Raw genomic sequence first — 16,728 nt, 5'->3', positions numbered from 1 at the left:
CTCGGCGGCCAGCAACACCGGCGACTACTCGGCGGCCAGCAACACCGGCGACTACTCGGCGGCCAGCAACACCGGCGACTACTCGGCGGCCATCAACACCGGCTACCGCTCGGCGGCCAGCAACACCGGCGACTACTCGGCGGCCATCAACACCGGCTACCGCTCGGCGGCCAGCAACACCGGCGACTACTCGGCGGCCATCAACACCGGCGACTACTCGGCGGCCGAGGTAAGCGGATCTCATTCCGTCGCCGCGGCTTTCGGCATCGAAGGAAAAGCCCGCGCATCCGAAAACAGCGCGCTTGTTCTCTGCTATCGCAACGATGAAGGCGAGCTGATCCACATCCGCGCCAGCAAGGTGGGCGAAAACGGCATCAAGCCAAACACCTGGTACACCCTGAACGAAAACGGCCAGTTTGAAGAAATTGAGGAGTAATCAATGAGCCTGGAATCAAATCTCGAATTAAACAACAAGCTGCTCACTCGGCAGAACGAGCTGGCCGAACAGCAAAACACCCTGCTGGCGCAGCTGGTAAGCGCCTTCTCCAGCGGCAAAACCTTCACAGCTGACACCCCGCACCAGCCCAAAGCCGAAACGCCTGTCGATAAGAAAGACGGCGCGGGGCCGTTCTATCTGCGCCGCACCGCCGACGGCGCGTTAAATCAGGTCGGCACCGAGTCGGCACGCGACAGCATGCTCTCCGATGGTTATGTCGAAATCGGCAAAGCGCAGTTCCAGCAGTTGAAGTTAGAAGCCGAAAAAACACAGGTCAAGCCGGTCTCCCTGGAAGATCAGCCGCTGCCGGTCGCTGTGGCGCTGGCCGTTATCTATGGCGCTAAACCGGCGGCGGAGCTCACATCTGAAATGGTGGAATACGCCACCCACTTTGTGGAAACCACCGAAGGCAAGGAACGCGACGAGCAGATCGACGCGCTGACCATGGCGCTGAAAGGCGTTGACCGAGCGAACAAACTGCACGGCGCCGGCGTGTTCGACCTCGCACTGCAGATGGTTGAGCATTGGGACGCGCTGCCGGGCATCACCGAGCGCCGCGCCTATGCCGACCTGCTGCTGGACACCCCGAAAGAGAAACGCGCCGACGTGAAGCCTGCCAAGCCGAAAGAATCGGCCAAAGGCAAAAAAGAAACTGTCGATACCGCAGAAGATCCGAAAGCGCTGTTCGCCAAGGCTGAGCAACTGATCTTGTCGTTGGCCAAAGGCGGCTATCGCAGCGAGGCCGTGCAAATTCTGACTGACCATGGCGCGAAAAAGCTGAGCGAAGTCGAACCGGACAAACTCCCGGCCGTCATTGCAGCAGCCGAGAAAGCGCTGGAGGGTTAATCATGCCAGACCAACACGCAAAACTCTCTCCATCATCAGCGCATCGATGGATGCGCTGTACGGGCAGCCTGGCGCTTGAAGCGGGTATCGAGGATAGCGGTTCCCCCTTTGCGCTCGAGGGAACCGCCGCGCACGCGCTAGCGGAGATCGTCCTGCGCAACCGCATCGACCCGACACTGGTAGGAATTGAGCTGCAAGGCGGCCAGAACGCGACTGACTACATCGGCACGTACCCGTTGGCCAGCGGTGAAAGTGCTGACGCCGGGCCGCAGGTGACGGAGGAAATGGCTGAAAACGTACAGACGTACGTCGATACCGTTTGGACTCTGGCGGAGGGCAACACGCTGCTGGTAGAGCAGCGAGTCGACTTCTCCGATGTGGTCGGCATTCCCGGTTCGTTCGGTACCGCCGACGCCGTTATCTTCGCCGGTAACGAGCTGCAGATCCATGATTTGAAGTTTGGCCGAGGGGTAAAGGTCGACGCCGAAGAAAACGAGCAATTGCAGCTTTACGCGCTGGGTGCGCTGGATCAGTTCAGCATTTTGCAGGACTTCGACAGCGTGCGTTTGTTCATCCACCAACCGCGGCTCAACCACGTTTCAGAATGGGCGCTCAGCGTTGATACTCTGCAGGCATTCGGAGAGCGGGCGCAGGAACTGGCCGCCGCGGCAGTAACAACAGCAGCGATTGCCAGTTGCGACGGCGTCGAAACCCTGCCGATCGATGTGTACTCCCCCGGCGAAAAACAATGCCGTTTCTGCAAAGCCAAAGCGACCTGTCGAGCACTGGAGCAGTTCACTCTAAACACCATCGCCGACGACTTTGTCGACCTGACCCGCGAAATAGCGCCGCAAATATCGGGTGCACAGGAACGGATCGCGGTCTGCGACAGCGCTCACCTGGCCGAGGTTTACGGTCAGCTCGATTTCATCGAGGGCTGGTGCAGTGCCGTTCGTGCCCGAGTGCACGCCGAACTAAACGCCGGCACTGACGTTCCGGGCTACAAGCTGGTCGCCGGTAAGCAAGGCAACCGGGCGTGGAGCAGCAAGGAAGAAGCAGAAGCCATGATGGAATCCTTCCGGCTGAAAAAGGAACAGCGGTACACCTACACACTGATCGGCCCTGCACCGGCTGAAAAGCTGCTGAAAAAATCCAACCCCCGCCAATGGGCAAAGCTGGAAAAGCTTATTACCCGCGCAGATGGCAAACCAATGGTAGCGCCAGCGACAGACCCTCGCCCGGCGCTGATTATCAACCCCGGAAACGATTTTGAAAACGTAGACGCTGCCGAAGCGGATGCAGAATCCCTCATTTAAGGAAACCCACAATGAAAGTTAAATTGCAGAATGTCCGTCTGGCCTTCCCCGACCTGTTCGAAGCGAAACAATTCGACGGCGAAGGTGATTTCAAGTTCAGCGCCACTTTCCTGATCCCGAAAGACCATCCCGTAAACAAAGAGATCGAGGCGGCAATCCTCAAGGTCGCGAAGGATAAATGGGGCGCGAAAGCGGATTCTATCCTCACGTCGATCCGCGGTAACCCGCAGCGCTTCGGCTACCGCGACGGCGCAGAGAAACCCGATTACGACGGCTATGACGGCAACATGTACATTCGCGCCAGCAACAAAGCCCGCCCGCTGGTGCTCGACCGTGACCTGTCACCGTTGACCGCCGCCGACGGTAAGCCGTACTCCGGCTGCTACGTCAACGCCACCATCACCATTTACACCTATGAGAACAAGGGCAAAGGCATCAGCGCTTCCCTGGGCGGTGTCCAGTTCTTCCGTGATGGCGATGCCTTCGCCGGCGGTGGCGTGGCAAGCGTCGACGACTTCGAACAGATCACCGACGGCGCAGACGCCGAATTGATTTAACCCTTCACTCCCCCACCCGGCCGCGCGCCGGGTGTTTTGGAGAGCGGGCGACCACCCGCTGCCCAAAGCACTACAACGAGGCATTCTTTATGCGAAAACTCTGGCTTGATAAGGAAACATTTTGTGAGGTGCCGATACGCAACGGTACCCACGTGTACGCGGAATGCGCCGAGGTTATGCTGATCGCCTGGGCAATAGACGACGAGCCGGTGCAGGTTGTAGACCTCACCGCCGGCGACGCCCTCCCCGAACGATTTCTCGCCGCGCTGGCCGATCCGGATTACGAGGTATGGGCGCAAAACTCCCACTTCGACCGCACCGTTATGCGACACGCTCTCCCGAATATCCTGCCGCCCGTTGAGCGCTGGCGCGACACGATGGTGCAGGCGCTGGCGCATGGGCTCCCCGGCGCGCTGGGCGCACTCTGTGAAGTGTTGGATATCCCTCAGGACAAGGCGAAGGACAAGGAAGGCAAAGCGCTGATCCAGTTGTTCTGCAAACCGCGCCCAAAGAACAACAAACTGCGGCGTGCTACCCGCAAAACGCACCCGGAAGAATGGCGCCGGTTCGTGGCCTACGCGGGGAACGATATCGAGGCGATGCGCGAAGTGCATAAGCGCCTGCCAAAATGGAATTACCAGGGTGCAGAGCTCGCGCTGTGGCATCGCGACCAGCGTATTAACGACCGCGGGGTATGTGTGGATGTTGAGCTGGCCGAGGCGGCGATCACCGCCGTAGAAATCGAGCAAAAGCGGTTGGCAAAACGCACCCAGGTAATGACCGATGGAGAAGTGCAAGCCGCCACGCAGCGCGACGCCCTGATAAAGCACATCGTGGAGTCCTACGGCGTAGAGCTACCGGACATGCAGAAAAGCACACTGGAACGGCGTATCGCGGACCCGGATTTACCCTCAGAGGTTAAAGAACTGCTGGCCATCCGCCTGCAGGCGTGCACAACCAGCACCAGCAAGTACAAAGCGCTGATGAAGGGCGTCAGCAGTGACGGCCGGCTGCGCGGCACGCTGCAGTTCTGCGGTGCGTCACGTACTGGCCGCTGGGCGGGCCGCCTGTTCCAACCGCAAAACCTCCCTCGCCCGTCGCTTAAGCAGGACGAAATCGCCACCGGTATTGAGGCGATTAAAGCGGGGTGTGCTGATCTGCTGTACGACGTGATGCCGTTAACCAGTTCCGCGATACGTGGCTGTATCCAGGCCCCTCCGGGTAAAAAGCTGGTAGTCAGCGACTTGTCGAACATCGAAGGCCGCTTCTTGGCCTGGCTGGCTGGCGAGGAATGGAAGCTGCAGGCGTTCAGGGATTTCGATGCTGGTACCGGCGCCGACCTTTACAAGCTGGCCTACGCGCGAGCGTTCAATATCTCCCCCGACGACGTCACTAAGCACCAGCGCCAGATCGGTAAGGTGATGGAGCTGGGCCTCGGCTACGGCGGCGGCGTGGCAGCGTTCGTCACCTTCGCATTGGTCTACGGCCTCGACCTGGAAGATCTGGCCGATGCTGCGCTGCCGAATATCCCGCTCGATATTCAGCGCGAAGCGCGCAGTTGGTGGCGCAAGTCCGTCGAGACGAAACGCACCTACGGCCTGAGCGAGCGTGTGTTCATCACCTGCGATTCTCTCAAACGGTTGTGGCGCAAAGCGCATCCCGCCACTGTGTCATTTTGGGCTGAGCTGGAGGCGACGGTGCGACGCGCTATTGGTTCTCCAAAAAATACGTTCGTCTGCCGGCGGCTCAAGGTTCGCCGCGATGGTGCCTGGCTGCGCATCGTTCTCCCTTCCGGGCGGGCGGTCTGCTACCCATCCCCGGCAATCAGAGACGGCAAGATCACATACATGGGCGTTAATCAGTACAGCCGCAAATGGCAGCGTCTCGGCACTTACGGCGGGAAACTTGTCGAGAACGGAACACAGGCCGGGTCGCGGGACGTACTGGCCGACAGCATGCCCCATATTGAGGCAGCCGGTTACGACATCGTGCTGACCGTACACGATGAAGATATTACCGAAGCGCCCGATACCCCTGAATACAACGCCGAAGCATTATCCGCTTTACTCGCTACTAACCCCGAATGGGCGCCGGACCTGCCGCTAAACGCCGCAGGCTTTGAGGCCTATCGCTACAGGAAGGACGATTAACCACGATGGCCTATACCCGAGAAAGTACCATCGAGCGGCACCTGGTGGCACAGGTAAAAGCCGCCGGCGGTATCGCTTACAAGTTCGTGTCCCCTGGGCTACGCGGTGTTCCTGACCGCTTGGTGCTACTGCCCGGCGGGCGCATTATCTTCGTCGAATGTAAAGCACCGGGCGAGAAACCTCGCCCTGAACAACTGCGCCAACACGCCCGGCTCCATGCGCTGGGCTTCGACGTAGTGGTGCTGGATAGCAAGAATCTGGAGGGCATTTTATGAATCTGTTGACCTGGACCCGCCGCGCAATTTGGCGGGCGATACTCGCCGGGTGTACCAGCTTTTGGCTCGGCGTGTTCGGCCTGGTGCTAATTGCGATTGCGGAGTGGGCAAGATGATATATCGCCCCTTCACATCCCGCCCTTACCAGGACCTCATAATCAACCATCTGCTCGATACCCCCCGCTCTAACGTTTGGGCAGGCATGGGCATGGGGAAAACCGTAGCGACGCTGACTGGGCTGGAAGATCTCTTTATGGCCGGCAGCGAAACGCAACCAGCTTTAGTCCTGGCGCCGCTACGCGTGGCCGCCAGCACCTGGCCGGACGAGGTCGAAAAATGGGGGCACTTACGCAATATCGAAATACAGCCGATCGTCGGAACCGCCAAAGAGCGCGCTGCGGCGCTGTTCAACAGCAACGCAAGCGTGTTCACCACCAACTACGACAACCTGGTGTGGCTGGTTGAGCAGCTCGGCGGCCGCTGGCCGTTCGGCACTGTGATCGCTGACGAAAGCACCCGGCTGAAGTCCTTCCGCCTGCGACAAGGTGGTAAGCGCGCCGCGGCGCTGGCCAAGGTGGCGCACAAGCACGTGCACCGCTGGGTAAACCTCACCGGCACCCCTGCGCCGAACGGCCTGATCGACCTGTGGGGGCAGGCATGGTTTGTTGACCAGGGCGAACGCCTAGGCCGGACATACAGCGCCTTTACGTCCCGCTGGTTCAACAGCATCCAGTTTCCGGGGCAGCAGTGGTCTAAGCTCGAGGCCCGCCCCTGCGCACAGGAACAGATGCAGGCGGCGCTGCACGACGTAACGATCTCGCTGGACGCCGCAGACTGGTTCGATATCGACGCGCCCATTCACAACGTGATCCGCGTTCCGTTGCCACCAAAAGCTCGCAGCCAGTATCTGGCGATGGAAAAGGAGATGTTCCTCGAGTTGAATGGCGCCGGCGTCGAGGCGTTGAACGCCGCGGCCAAAACAGTGAAGTGCCTGCAGATCGCCAGCGGTGCCATTTACACCGATGATGCGGGGACATGGGCCGAAGTGCACGACGCCAAGTTACAGGCACTGGACAGTATTTTATCCGAGTCAGGTGGTATGCCGGTACTGGTTGCATATCACTTCAAGAGTGACCTAGCGAGACTGCTGAAGGCGTTTCCCAAGGGCCGCCAGCTCGACGCAGACCCGCAGACAATCCGCGACTGGAACGCCGGCAAGATACCGGTGCTATTCGCGCATCCGGCCAGCGCCGGCCACGGCCTGAACCTGCAGGATGGCGGCAACATTCTGGTGTTCTTCTCGCACTGGTGGGATCTGGAGCAGTACCAGCAAATTATCGAGCGCATCGGGCCGACGCGCCAGGCGCAAGCCGGCCACCGCCGACCGGTATGGATACACCACATCATCGCCGTCGATACCACCGACGAAATGGTGATGGAACGGCGCAATTCTAAACGTGAAGTGCAGGACATCCTGCTGGAAGCCATGAAAAAGAGGGGGCTAACATGACGCCAATTACTTTAGACACTGACCTGATCAGCATTAAAGAAGTGGAACGCGCCACAGGTTTTAAAAAGTCGTATATTTATCAAAAAATAAAAGACGGGGAATTCCCCCATCCGAAAAAATTGGGTGCCTCTTCGCGCTGGGTTCGCGGCGACGTGGAGGTATGGAAAAAGCAGTTTGATTAAATCAACCGCAGCCCATCTATGTAATCCGCGTACCACTGCATCATTTCTTTACGCCCCTCCAAATAGAGGGCATGGTTATACGTACCCCGCGTTTTATTTTTATCCACGTGCGCGATCTGGATTTCGACCCAATCCGAGTTGAAACCTTCATCATTCAGTATTGTGCTAAACGTGTGGCGGAAACCGTGCCCTACTACCTTATCTTTATAGCCGAGCGCGTGAATCATTTGGTTTATCGTGTTTTCGCTCATAACTTTTGACGGATCGTTCCTGCCTGGGAACATGTTTTTAAATCTCCCCGTCAACGCATTTAACTCTTTAAGCAATTCGACTATCTGTCTGGAAAGCGGCACTAAATGCGGCCGACCCATCTTCATAAATTCAGCGGGTATTTCCCACAAGGCCTTATCGAAATCCACCCACGCCCACTGCGAGTGGCGCAATTCGTGCGTGCGCAAACCGGCCAGCATCATAATTTTTACGCCTAATTTTGGCAGCGGGCTGCCGGAGTAATCATCAACAGCATCAAGAAAGTCGGGGAGCTGCTCCGCAGAAAGAAATGGGAAAGATTCCCCCTCGTGGCCGGCCATAGCACTGTTGAGCTCTCCTACCGGGTTATATTTGCAGCGGCCCGTTGCTACAGCGTACCGGAAAACCTCGCCGCACCACCGCCGGGTTTTAGCTGCTTTCTCGGTGGCGCCGCGCGCTTCGATTTTCCTCAGCGCCTTCAGCATGGTGATCGGCTCAATGTCGATGACGGCCACATCACCCACGGCAGGAAATATGTCCTTTTTGAAGGCCTCCAAAATGTCACTTGCGTAGCCTGCCGACCAGCGAGGGGCTCTAAACTCGTGCCATTCAGCTGCGATCTCGCGAAACGTGATCGCCTGAGCGGCCGCAGTAGCCGCGCCGTAGTTCTTCGCCTTCACCGGGTCAATACCGGCGGCTACATTCTGCCTGGCTTCGTCACGCTTCAACCTGGCCGAGGCCAAGGACACCGCCGGGTAGACCCCGATCGCCAGCATCTTTTCTTTGCCTGCAAAGGTGTAGCGGAAACGCCAGTACTTTGCGCCATTACTTTTTACGAGCAAAAATAGCCCGTTGCCGTCAGTAAGCTTGTAGTCCTTCTCGCCTGGCTTGGCGGTTTCGATCTGTCGCGCGTTGAGCTTCATAGATACCCGTCATCAAATCTGGATACCCGGATTTTTACCCATTTAAGGCGCGGATTGCAACGGAAATAGACGGACAACCACGGACAATAAAAACATTAACACTCAGTAAAATCAGCGATTTTTGGAGACATACGGAACTATATGGAGGGGTTAGTGGTGCCGATAATAGGAGTCGAACCTACGACCTTCGCATTACGAATGCGCTGCTCTACCAACTGAGCTATATCGGCATCGCGCCGGGCCTGCGGGGCAAGCCGGAAGTGCGTTGAACAAGGTAGACCTGCGCGCGAAATGAGTCAATAGCCGCCGGGGCGTTTGGTTGTTTTGCAAGCAGTGATACTGCCGTGCCCCCAAAAACACTCAGGGCGCAGCACGCTACGCCCTGACGTCTTTATGACCGCAATCCGGCCTTAGCTGCGCACCAGATCGTCGCCGTAGCCAATCCACTTGTAGGTGGTCAGCGCGTCCAGGCCCATCGGGCCGCGGGCGTGCAGTTTCTGGGTGCTTACCGCCACTTCCGCGCCCAGGCCGAACTGGCCGCCGTCGGTGAAGCGGGTGCTGGCGTTGACGTACACCGCCGAGGAGTCCACCGCGCGCACGAAGTGCTCGGCGCTGCTCAGCGAGCGGGTGAGGATCGCGTCGGAGTGATTGGTGCCGTGGGTGCGGATGTGGTCGATGGCTTGATCGATATCGTCCACCAGCAACACGTTCAGATCCAGCGACAGCCATTCGTCGTCGTAATCCTCCGCGTTCACCGGCACCACCGTCGCCGGGCTGCCCTGCAGCAGCGGCAGCGCGTTTTCCGCCGCGTGCAGCGTCACGCCCGCCGCCGCCATTTTGGCGCTCAGCGCCGGCAGGAACTCGGCGGCGATGCTGCGGTTCACCAGCAGCGTTTCTAGCGAGTTACAGGCGCTCGGGCGCTGGATCTTGGCGTTTTCAATGACCGTCAGCGCCTTGTCGAAATCGACGTCGGCATCCACGTAGGTGTGGCACACGCCGATGCCGCCGGTGATAACCGGGATGGTCGATTGCTCGCGGCACAGCTTGTGCAGGCCGGCGCCGCCGCGCGGGATCAGCATGTCGACATAGCGATCCAGGCGCAGCAGCTCGTTCACCAGCGCGCGATCCGGGCTGTCGATCGCCTGTACCGCCGCCGCCGGCAGGCCGCACTGTTCCAGCGCCTGCTGGATCACTTTCACCGTCGCCTGGTTGGTGTTATGCGTCTCTTTACCGCCGCGCAGGATCACCGCGTTGCCGGTTTTCAGGCACAGGCTGGCGACGTCGATGGTGACGTTCGGCCGCGCCTCGTAAATCACGCCGATCACGCCGAGCGGCACCCGGCGGCGCTCCAGCTTCAGCCCGCTGTCCAGCAGGTTGCCGTCCAGCACGTGGCCGACCGGATCGTTCAGGCGGCACACCTGGCGCACGTCGTTGGCGATCGCCGCCAGCCGCGCCGGGGTCAGCAGCAGGCGATCGAGCAGCGCTTCGCTCATGCCGGTGGCGCGCGCCTGCGCCATGTCTTGTTCGTTCGCCAACAGGATCGCTTCGCTGTTGGCCTCCAGCCTGTCGGCCATCACCGACAGCACCTGATTCTTCTTCGCCGTGCTCAGCACCGCCAGCTGCCAGGAGGCCTGCTTGGCGGCCTTCCCCATCTGCTCCAGCATGCTCACTCCTTAACTGACAATCATATCGTCGCGGTGCACTGCCACCGGACCGTATTCATAACCGAGGATTTCGCTGATTTCCTGCGAGTGGTGCCCGGCGATCATGCGCATCGCGTCGCTGTTGTAGCGGCTGACGCCGTGCGCCAGATCACGCCCCGCCAGGTTGCGGATGCGGATCACTTCGCCGCGCGAGAAGTCGCCCTTCACGTCGCGAATGCCCTTCGGCAGCAGCGAACTGCCGCGTGCCATCATCGCTTCCACCGCGCCGTCGTCGACGGTGATCTCGCCGGCCGGCGGCGCGCCGAAGATCCAGCGTTTGCGGTTTTCCAGCGGGGTTTCCAGCGCGTGGAAACGGGTGCCCACCGGTTTGCCTTCGATCACGTCCGCCACCACGCCCAGTTTGCTGCCCGCGGCGATCACCACGTCGATGCCGGCGCGGCAGGCCACGTCGGCCGCCTGCAGCTTGGTGCCCATGCCGCCTGTGCCCAGGCCGGAGACGCTGTCGCCGGCGATGGCGCGCAGCGCGTCATCGATGCCGTGCACTTCACGGATCAGTTCGGCCTGCGGGTTGTTGCGCGGATCGGCGGTGTAGAGGCCCTGCTGATCGGTCAGCAGCAGCAGTTTGTCGGCCCCGGCCAGAATGGCCGCCAGCGCCGACAGGTTATCGTTGTCGCCCACCTTGATTTCGGCGGTGGCGACGGCGTCGTTCTCATTGATTACCGGCACGATGCGGTTGTCCAGCAGCGCCGTCATGGTGTCGCGCGCGTTGAGGAAGCGCTCGCGGTCTTCCAGATCGGCGCGCGTCAGCAGCATCTGCCCGACGTGGATGCCGTAAATGGAAAACAGCTGTTCCCACAGCTGGATCAGGCGGCTCTGCCCCACCGCCGCCAGCAGCTGCTTGGAAGCGATAGTGGCGGGCAGCTCGGGGTAGCCCAGGTGTTCGCGCCCGGCGGCGATGGCGCCGGAGGTGACGATGACGATGCGGTGGCCCGCGGCGTGTTGCTGCGCGCACTGGCGCACCAACTCGACGATGTGGGCGCGGTTCAGACGCAGCGATCCGCCGGTCAACACGCTGGTGCCCAATTTCACAACCAATGTCTGGCTGCCGTTCATAGTATTTCTGCCGTGTGTAATGATGAGAAGAAGAGTGCAAAGGTCTTTGTAACAGGAGAGACGCGTTATGCCAACAGGCACAACGCGAAATCAGCACAATACGTGGTCAAACGGGGTCAGGCGGAGAGTTTGATCAGTTTTTCTTTGAAATCGTCGGCGGGTTCCAGCCCCAGTTCCATGGTCGCCAGCAGCTCGCCCAGGCGGCGATGGAAGTCACGCAGGGTGTCTTCCAGCTTGGCGTTCACTTCATCATCCTTAATGTTTTGCGCCGTCCAGTCGCCTTCTTTGTCGAACAGGCCGAATTGGTACGAATAGGTGAAGCGCGCCTCTTCCGCCTGCAGCTCCATCCACCAGCCCCAGAACTCGCGCTTCTCCGGAGCGGGCTTTACATTGACGCAGACGGCCAAACAATCAAAGAAAAAACGGTCGTTTTCACATTGCCCTTCACGCAGGTACGGCCCCAAGCTGGCAAAACGTTTCATTAGTCGGCTTTTAGGGTGACCACTCGGTAACGTCATTCTCTAACCTCCTCAATGTAGACCACTCTTTTTAACAAACTGTTAAAATTTAGCAACTAATTAACGCATTTTGTCCTTCAGCCAGCCGGACATTTGCAGCAGCGCCCGGTGGAAACTGTCGTAAACCGGGGTGCGCGGGATGGCGACCAGCTTGCCGCTCACCGAGGAGGTGACGATCAGCTGCGACTCCTCTTTCGGGCTGAGCGTATCGCGCTCCCAGTAGCCGGAGATCATCGGCGTCGGGCAACGGCGCCCCAGCAGCCCCTGCATTTTCAGCGAGTAGCTGTTCAGCTCCACCTTCAGCACGTTGTCCGAGGCGTTGGCCATGCCCATGCGGCTGGCCAGCACGTCCATATACATGTCCGGTACGTTCAGTTGGGTGCTGCTGTCGCACAGCAGGCGATGCACCACCGGCCCCAGGCAGGCTACGCCGCGCAGCCGCTGCGGCTCCAGGTAGGCCAGCCGCACCGCCACGTTGGCGCCGAAGCGGAAGCCGAAGGCGCTCACCCGCTGATGATCCACCCACGGCACCGAGGCCAGCTGGATCAGCACCTGCTGGTGCAGGTAGCTGGAATCCTGCGTCAGCTTCCATTTGCAGGAGGAGCCGATCGACGGCATGTCGAGCGTCAGCATGGCGATGCCGTGCGGCGCCAGGTAGTCGCGGAACAGGCGATGATAGTCGGTCTGCAGCGTATCGAGGCTGCCGCACATCAGCACCGTCGGGAACGGCGCTTCGCCCTTCTCCGGCATGTGCAGGAAGCCGGTGACGCTACCGCCGCCCTCGATGCGGAACTCCAGCTCTTTCAACTGATACGGCAGCAGCAGCGCCGCCTCTTCGTACGCGCGGTTGGCGAGCATCTCCGCCTGTTCGGCCAGCTCGTCGCCCTTCAGGTGCGGGTAACCGGCGATGCTGTACAGGCTCGCGGCCTTCAGCCAGTATTGGCCGCCGAGCAGCGGATCCTGCTGCTCCGTCGCCCGCTGCTGCCACTGCATGCCCTGATGGATCCACTCGTAGATCCAGTTGCCGTTGCGGTAGCCCACCACGGTATCCAGCCGCTGCGGATTGCTGCGTTCGGCGTCGGAGGCGGCGATGCGCGCCAGCACTTCGTGGATTTCGATCGGGCTGACGCCACGCCAGGCCCACAGCAGCGGATTCAGCATGCGGTACCAGCTGCCGGTGGTGTCGCCTTCCAATGCGGAATGCATGGCGGCGCTCACTTTGTTGCGCGCGCGCAGCACCAGCGTCGAGGTTTCAGGGTGTTTGAATTTGGGCTTGAAAAGAATTTCAGAAAGGTTGGCCTGTGCCATGGTAACAACAGCCTCCGTAAATCTGGCGATAGGCCGCAAAAGGCCTACTTAACTGGAGGTAGTGTACCTAACTCTGGCGGGATAAACCAAAATAACGCAAACGCCCGGCATAACCGGGCGTTTGCTTGGAACTGGCTGGGCTTAGCGGCCGCCGATCGGTGGAACGAAGCTGACGCCCATATCCCACGGCTGTTCGATCCAGGTGTCCTGCGGGATGTCGACCACGTAGTCGTCCACCAGCGGACGGCCCGCCGGTTTGGCGAAGATGGTGACGAAATGCGCTTTCGGGTACATATCGCGGATCGCTTTCGCGGTGCCGCCGGTATCCACCAAATCATCCACCACGATGAAGCCTTCACCGTCGCCTTCGGCGCGCTTGAGCACTTTCATTTCGCGTTGGTTGTCATGGTCGTAGCTGGAAATGCAGACGGTATCCACATGACGGATGCCCAGTTCGCGCGCCAGCAGAGCCGCCGGCACCAGGCCGCCGCGGCTTACGGCAATGATGCCCGTCCATTTGTCGGCAGGCAGCAGGCGGTGCGCCAGCTTGCGTGCGTGCATTTGCAGCATATCCCAGGTAACAACGTATTTTTCGCTCATAGAATCGTGTCCCAGCCGGCTGGTGAAGCGGCTTACTTTATAGTTCAGGGGAAAAAAGGTTGCGCGAGATTATAGAGACTGGCCGCGTTGAATTCCAGTTGTACCGAGGAAAACCTCGCGATTTCCGCCGCGCGGCTTTTCGGTGATTGATGCTGAAAAAGCGAACGTTCTCGCAGCGAAGCCGTGTGATCAAGCGCTTAAACCGCACAATACGGTGCGCGCACCGCCGGAAATAAAGTGATATTCTCTGGTGATCGTGCCACGACGCACAGATACCCGCTCACCTTAACCGCGCGGCACGCCCGTCCTGTCGGAGCCTGCCGTCACAGGAGACTTATAGTGTCTGAATTGTCTCAGCTTTCGCCACAGCCGCTGTGGGATATTTTCGCCAAGATCTGTTCTATCCCGCACCCTTCTTATCATGAAGAAGCGCTGGCGCAGCACATCCTCACCTGGGCCAAAGAAAAGAACCTGCACGCCGAGCGCGATCGGGTCGGCAATATCCTGCTGCGCAAGCCGGCCACCAAAGGCATGGAAAATCGCAAGCCGGTCGCGCTGCAGGCGCACCTGGACATGGTGCCGCAAAAGAATAACGACACCGTGCACGATTTCGCCAAGGATCCGATCCAGCCTTATATCGCCGGCGAGTGGGTGAAAGCGCGCGGCACCACGCTGGGCGCCGACAACGGCATCGGCATGGCCTCCGCCCTGGCGGTGCTGGCCGACGACAGCGTTGAGCACGGCCCGCTGGAAGTGCTGCTGACCATGACCGAAGAGGCCGGCATGGACGGCGCCTTCGGGCTGCAGCCGAACTGGCTGCAGGCGGACATCCTGATCAATACCGATTCCGAAGAAGAAGGCGAAATCTACATGGGTTGCGCCGGTGGTATCGACTTCATCACTACCCTGCCGCTGCAGCGCGAAGCGGTGCCGGCCGGTTATCAAACCCTGAAGCTGACCCTCAAGGGCCTGAAAGGCGGCCACTCCGGCGCCGAGATCCACGTCGGTCTGGGCAACGCCAACAAGCTGCTGGCGCGCTTCCTGTTCGCCCATGCGGCGGCGCTGAACCTGCGCGTGCTGGATCTGAACGGCGGCACCCTGCGCAACGCCATCCCGCGTGAAGCCTCTGCGGTGGTTGCGGTGCCGGCGGACAAGGCCGACGCGCTGAAAGCGCTGAGCCAGGAGTTCCTGGCCGTGCTGCAGAACGAACTCTCCGCCAAAGAGAAGAACATCACCGTGCTGCTGGAGCCGACCACCAGCGCTTCGCAGGCGCTGAGCGCCGACAGCCAGCAGCGCTTCCTGGCGCTGCTGAACGGTACGCCGAACGGCGTGATCCGCATGAGCGACGCGGTAAAAGGCGTGGTGGAAACCTCGCTGAACGTCGGCGTGGTCACCACCAGCGAAAACGAAGCGGAAATCATCTGCCTGATCCGCTCCCTTATCGACAGCGGCAAAGACTACGTGGTCGAGATGCTGACCGCGCTGGGCCAGCTGGCCGGCGCCAAGGTGGCGCCGAAGGGCGGCTACCCGGGCTGGCAGCCGGACGCCGACTCGCCGGTGATGCACCTGGTGCGCGAGCTGTATCAGGAGCTGTTCGACAAGACGCCGAACATCATGGTGATCCACGCCGGCCTGGAATGCGGTCTGTTCAAAAAACCGTATCCAAACATGGACATGGTATCGATCGGGCCAACCATCACCGGTCCGCACTCGCCGGATGAGCAGGTGCATATCGAAAGCGTCGGTCTGTACTGGAAGCTGCTGACCTCGCTGCTGAAAGCGATCCCTGAGCGCGCATAAGCCGCGCGCTTAACGCAAAAAGCCGGCGACTTGCCGGCTTTTTTATTCCCAAGGCAGCGCCAGCTGCCGCTCCAGCTGCGGATCGAGCAGCGTCACATGCAGCCCCACCAGCCGCACGCCGCGCCCTTCGCGCCGCTCGCGCCACGCCTGCCGCGCCACCTCCAGCAAATCCTGCCGGTTCAGCACCGGGAACACGTGCTCCTGGGTGGTTTGCTGAAAATCCTGAAACTTCAGCTTCACGCCCTGCCGGGCGATGTGCAGATCCGGCTTCACCTTGCGCAGCCGCATCTCCAGCTCGGGATAGAGTTTGTCGATAATCAGCGTTTCGCAATCTTCCCAGTCGTGAATGTCTTCCGCCAGGGTGCGCTCAACCCCCACCGATTTGCGCAGCCGCTCAGGAGAGATTTCGCGCCGATCGATGCCCTGACACCGCTCCCACAGCACCCGGCCGAACTTGCCGAAGCGCTTGAGCAGCTGCGCCAAATCGTATTGCTGCACGTCGGCGCAGGTGATAAGCCCCACCTCTTCCAGGCGCTTGGCGGTCACCTTGCCGACGCCGGGGATCTTGCTGAGCGGCAGCTGCTGCAAAAACGCCGGCACCTGCGCCGGCGTGATCACGTACTGCCCGTTCGGCTTGTTCATCTCGGAGGCGATTTTGGCGAGAAACTTGATAGGCGCGACGCCGGCCGACGCGGTGAGGTTCAGCTCGTCGGCGATCGCCTGGCGGATCTCCTGGGCGATCAGCGTCGCCGAACCGTTGCATTGCGGGCTGTCGGTCACGTCGAGGTAGGCCTCGTCGAGCGACAGCGGTTCGATCAGCGGGGTATAGCGGGCGAAGATTTCACGGATGTGCAGCGAGGCCTCTTTGTAGGCCGCTATGCGCCCCGGCAGCAGGGTGAGGTGCGGGCACAGCTTGAGCGCCATCGCCGTGGACATGGCGCTGTGCACGCCGTAGCGCCGCGCCGGGTAGTTGGCGGTGCTGATCACCCCGCGCCGATCGGCGCTGCCGCCAATCGCCAGCGGGATATCGCGCAGGCTGGGATCGTCGCGCATTTCCACCGCCGCGAAGAAACAGTCCATATCGACATGAATGATTTTACGCATCGCACCCTCCAGTAACACTGTATAAGTATACAGTCAGATACCGAAAGCTCAAGACCGCAGGGTTCGACGAAAGCGCCGTTTCCGCCAGATATTTCCGCGTTGTTAAAAAAGCTTAAT

General features: G+C 60.3%; 15 protein-coding genes, 1 tRNA gene and 1 pseudogene. 9 read left to right on the top strand and 8 right to left on the bottom strand.

Translation table 11 applies throughout. The annotated features are described in order from the left end of the window. From ACJ8PI_RS24170 to ACJ8PI_RS24135, 8 genes and pseudogenes are all read left to right on the top strand, one after another. Window positions 1-436, top strand: a pseudogene (locus tag ACJ8PI_RS24170) (DUF7666 domain-containing protein); the annotation flags it as partial. Window positions 437-439: 3 nt separating this feature from the next. Beyond that, window positions 440-1,342, top strand: a complete 903-nt coding sequence (locus tag ACJ8PI_RS24165) for a hypothetical protein (protein WP_442528253.1) — start codon at window positions 440-442, stop codon at window positions 1,340-1,342. Between the two features lie 2 nt (window positions 1,343-1,344). Further along, window positions 1,345-2,658, top strand: coding sequence for a DUF2800 domain-containing protein (locus ACJ8PI_RS24160; RefSeq protein ID WP_442528252.1), 1,314 nt, complete (start codon window positions 1,345-1,347; stop codon window positions 2,656-2,658). An 11-nt stretch (window positions 2,659-2,669) separates the two neighbouring features. Then, a complete protein-coding gene (locus tag ACJ8PI_RS24155) occupies window positions 2,670-3,215 on the top strand; it encodes a DUF2815 family protein (protein WP_442528251.1) in 546 nt (181 codons plus the stop codon). A gap of 89 nt (window positions 3,216-3,304) precedes the next feature. Then, window positions 3,305-5,365: a DNA polymerase gene (locus ACJ8PI_RS24150; protein WP_442528250.1), complete on the top strand. Its 2,061-nt coding sequence runs from the start codon at window positions 3,305-3,307 to the stop codon at window positions 5,363-5,365. A gap of 5 nt (window positions 5,366-5,370) precedes the next feature. Further along, window positions 5,371-5,640 carry a VRR-NUC domain-containing protein gene (locus ACJ8PI_RS24145; protein WP_442528249.1) on the top strand — a complete coding sequence of 90 codons (270 nt, stop codon included), beginning with the start codon at window positions 5,371-5,373 and terminating at the stop codon, window positions 5,638-5,640. A gap of 112 nt (window positions 5,641-5,752) precedes the next feature. Further along, window positions 5,753-7,150, top strand: a complete 1,398-nt coding sequence (locus ACJ8PI_RS24140; RefSeq protein ID WP_442528247.1) for an SNF2-related protein — start codon at window positions 5,753-5,755, stop codon at window positions 7,148-7,150. After that, a complete protein-coding gene (locus tag ACJ8PI_RS24135; RefSeq protein WP_442528245.1) occupies window positions 7,147-7,332 on the top strand; it encodes a helix-turn-helix transcriptional regulator in 186 nt (61 codons plus the stop codon). The genes ACJ8PI_RS24140 and ACJ8PI_RS24135 overlap by 4 nt, the downstream gene beginning before the upstream one ends. Here ACJ8PI_RS24135 and ACJ8PI_RS24130 read toward each other — a convergent pair. The 7 genes from ACJ8PI_RS24130 to gpt all read right to left on the bottom strand — a co-directional run bounded on the left by ACJ8PI_RS24130 (window position 7,329) and on the right by gpt (window position 13,707). Continuing rightward, the gene (locus ACJ8PI_RS24130) at window positions 7,329-8,504 is read right to left on the bottom strand and encodes a tyrosine-type recombinase/integrase (protein WP_442528244.1); all 1,176 of its coding nucleotides are present in this window, start codon (window positions 8,502-8,504) and stop codon (window positions 7,329-7,331) included. The genes ACJ8PI_RS24135 and ACJ8PI_RS24130 overlap by 4 nt on opposite strands. 154 nt (window positions 8,505-8,658) lie before the next feature. Further along, a tRNA-Thr gene (locus ACJ8PI_RS24125) sits at window positions 8,659-8,734 on the bottom strand. Window positions 8,735-8,914: 180 nt separating this feature from the next. After that, window positions 8,915-10,168 (bottom strand): glutamate-5-semialdehyde dehydrogenase, encoded by a 1,254-nt coding sequence (gene proA, locus ACJ8PI_RS24120; RefSeq protein WP_033649937.1) that lies wholly within the window; start codon window positions 10,166-10,168, stop codon window positions 8,915-8,917. Between the two features lie 9 nt (window positions 10,169-10,177). Next, a complete protein-coding gene (gene proB, locus ACJ8PI_RS24115) occupies window positions 10,178-11,281 on the bottom strand; it encodes a glutamate 5-kinase (RefSeq protein WP_033653331.1) in 1,104 nt (367 codons plus the stop codon). A 116-nt stretch (window positions 11,282-11,397) separates the two neighbouring features. Further along, window positions 11,398-11,799 carry a sigma factor-binding protein Crl gene (gene crl / locus ACJ8PI_RS24110; RefSeq protein ID WP_004930258.1) on the bottom strand — a complete coding sequence of 134 codons (402 nt, stop codon included), beginning with the start codon at window positions 11,797-11,799 and terminating at the stop codon, window positions 11,398-11,400. 60 nt (window positions 11,800-11,859) lie between these two features. Continuing rightward, a complete protein-coding gene (gene frsA, locus ACJ8PI_RS24105; protein WP_041033496.1) occupies window positions 11,860-13,107 on the bottom strand; it encodes an esterase FrsA in 1,248 nt (415 codons plus the stop codon). A 141-nt stretch (window positions 13,108-13,248) separates the two neighbouring features. Beyond that, window positions 13,249-13,707 carry a xanthine phosphoribosyltransferase gene (gene gpt, locus ACJ8PI_RS24100; protein ID WP_033637215.1) on the bottom strand — a complete coding sequence of 153 codons (459 nt, stop codon included), beginning with the start codon at window positions 13,705-13,707 and terminating at the stop codon, window positions 13,249-13,251. 339 nt (window positions 13,708-14,046) lie between these two features. Here gpt and pepD point away from each other — a divergent pair, with 339 nt between their 5' ends. Beyond that, window positions 14,047-15,507 carry a beta-Ala-His dipeptidase gene (gene pepD / locus ACJ8PI_RS24095; protein WP_033649935.1) on the top strand — a complete coding sequence of 487 codons (1,461 nt, stop codon included), beginning with the start codon at window positions 14,047-14,049 and terminating at the stop codon, window positions 15,505-15,507. 42 nt (window positions 15,508-15,549) lie between these two features. On the opposite strand, the gene dinB is transcribed toward pepD, so the two are convergent. Next, window positions 15,550-16,611, bottom strand: a complete 1,062-nt coding sequence (dinB, locus tag ACJ8PI_RS24090; protein ID WP_033653334.1) for a DNA polymerase IV — start codon at window positions 16,609-16,611, stop codon at window positions 15,550-15,552. Between the last annotated feature and the right edge of the window lie 117 nt (window positions 16,612-16,728).

The organism is Serratia sp. CY82433 (assembly GCF_052166535.1).
Taxonomy (GTDB): Bacteria; Pseudomonadota; Gammaproteobacteria; order Enterobacterales; family Enterobacteriaceae; genus Serratia; species Serratia sarumanii.
This window is presented reverse-complemented; position numbering and strand designations above follow the sequence as displayed.

What these genes read in the sequence shown, in the direction of transcription:
- dinB (WP_033653334.1), bottom strand. Translation starts at nt 16,611, where the DNA reads ATGCGTAAAATCATTCATGTCGATATGGACTGTTTCTTCGCGGCGGTG.
- ACJ8PI_RS24155 (WP_442528251.1), top strand. Translation starts at nt 2,670, where the DNA reads ATGAAAGTTAAATTGCAGAATGTCCGTCTGGCCTTCCCCGACCTGTTC.
- ACJ8PI_RS24130 (WP_442528244.1), bottom strand. Translation starts at nt 8,504, where the DNA reads ATGAAGCTCAACGCGCGACAGATCGAAACCGCCAAGCCAGGCGAGAAG.
- proA (WP_033649937.1), bottom strand. Translation starts at nt 10,168, where the DNA reads ATGCTGGAGCAGATGGGGAAGGCCGCCAAGCAGGCCTCCTGGCAGCTG.
- crl (WP_004930258.1), bottom strand. Translation starts at nt 11,799, where the DNA reads ATGACGTTACCGAGTGGTCACCCTAAAAGCCGACTAATGAAACGTTTT.
- frsA (WP_041033496.1), bottom strand. Translation starts at nt 13,107, where the DNA reads ATGGCACAGGCCAACCTTTCTGAAATTCTTTTCAAGCCCAAATTCAAA.
- ACJ8PI_RS24140 (WP_442528247.1), top strand. Translation starts at nt 5,753, where the DNA reads ATGATATATCGCCCCTTCACATCCCGCCCTTACCAGGACCTCATAATC.
- gpt (WP_033637215.1), bottom strand. Translation starts at nt 13,707, where the DNA reads ATGAGCGAAAAATACGTTGTTACCTGGGATATGCTGCAAATGCACGCA.
- ACJ8PI_RS24165 (WP_442528253.1), top strand. Translation starts at nt 440, where the DNA reads ATGAGCCTGGAATCAAATCTCGAATTAAACAACAAGCTGCTCACTCGG.
- ACJ8PI_RS24135 (WP_442528245.1), top strand. Translation starts at nt 7,147, where the DNA reads ATGACGCCAATTACTTTAGACACTGACCTGATCAGCATTAAAGAAGTG.
- ACJ8PI_RS24145 (WP_442528249.1), top strand. Translation starts at nt 5,371, where the DNA reads ATGGCCTATACCCGAGAAAGTACCATCGAGCGGCACCTGGTGGCACAG.
- ACJ8PI_RS24150 (WP_442528250.1), top strand. Translation starts at nt 3,305, where the DNA reads ATGCGAAAACTCTGGCTTGATAAGGAAACATTTTGTGAGGTGCCGATA.
- proB (WP_033653331.1), bottom strand. Translation starts at nt 11,281, where the DNA reads ATGAACGGCAGCCAGACATTGGTTGTGAAATTGGGCACCAGCGTGTTG.
- ACJ8PI_RS24160 (WP_442528252.1), top strand. Translation starts at nt 1,345, where the DNA reads ATGCCAGACCAACACGCAAAACTCTCTCCATCATCAGCGCATCGATGG.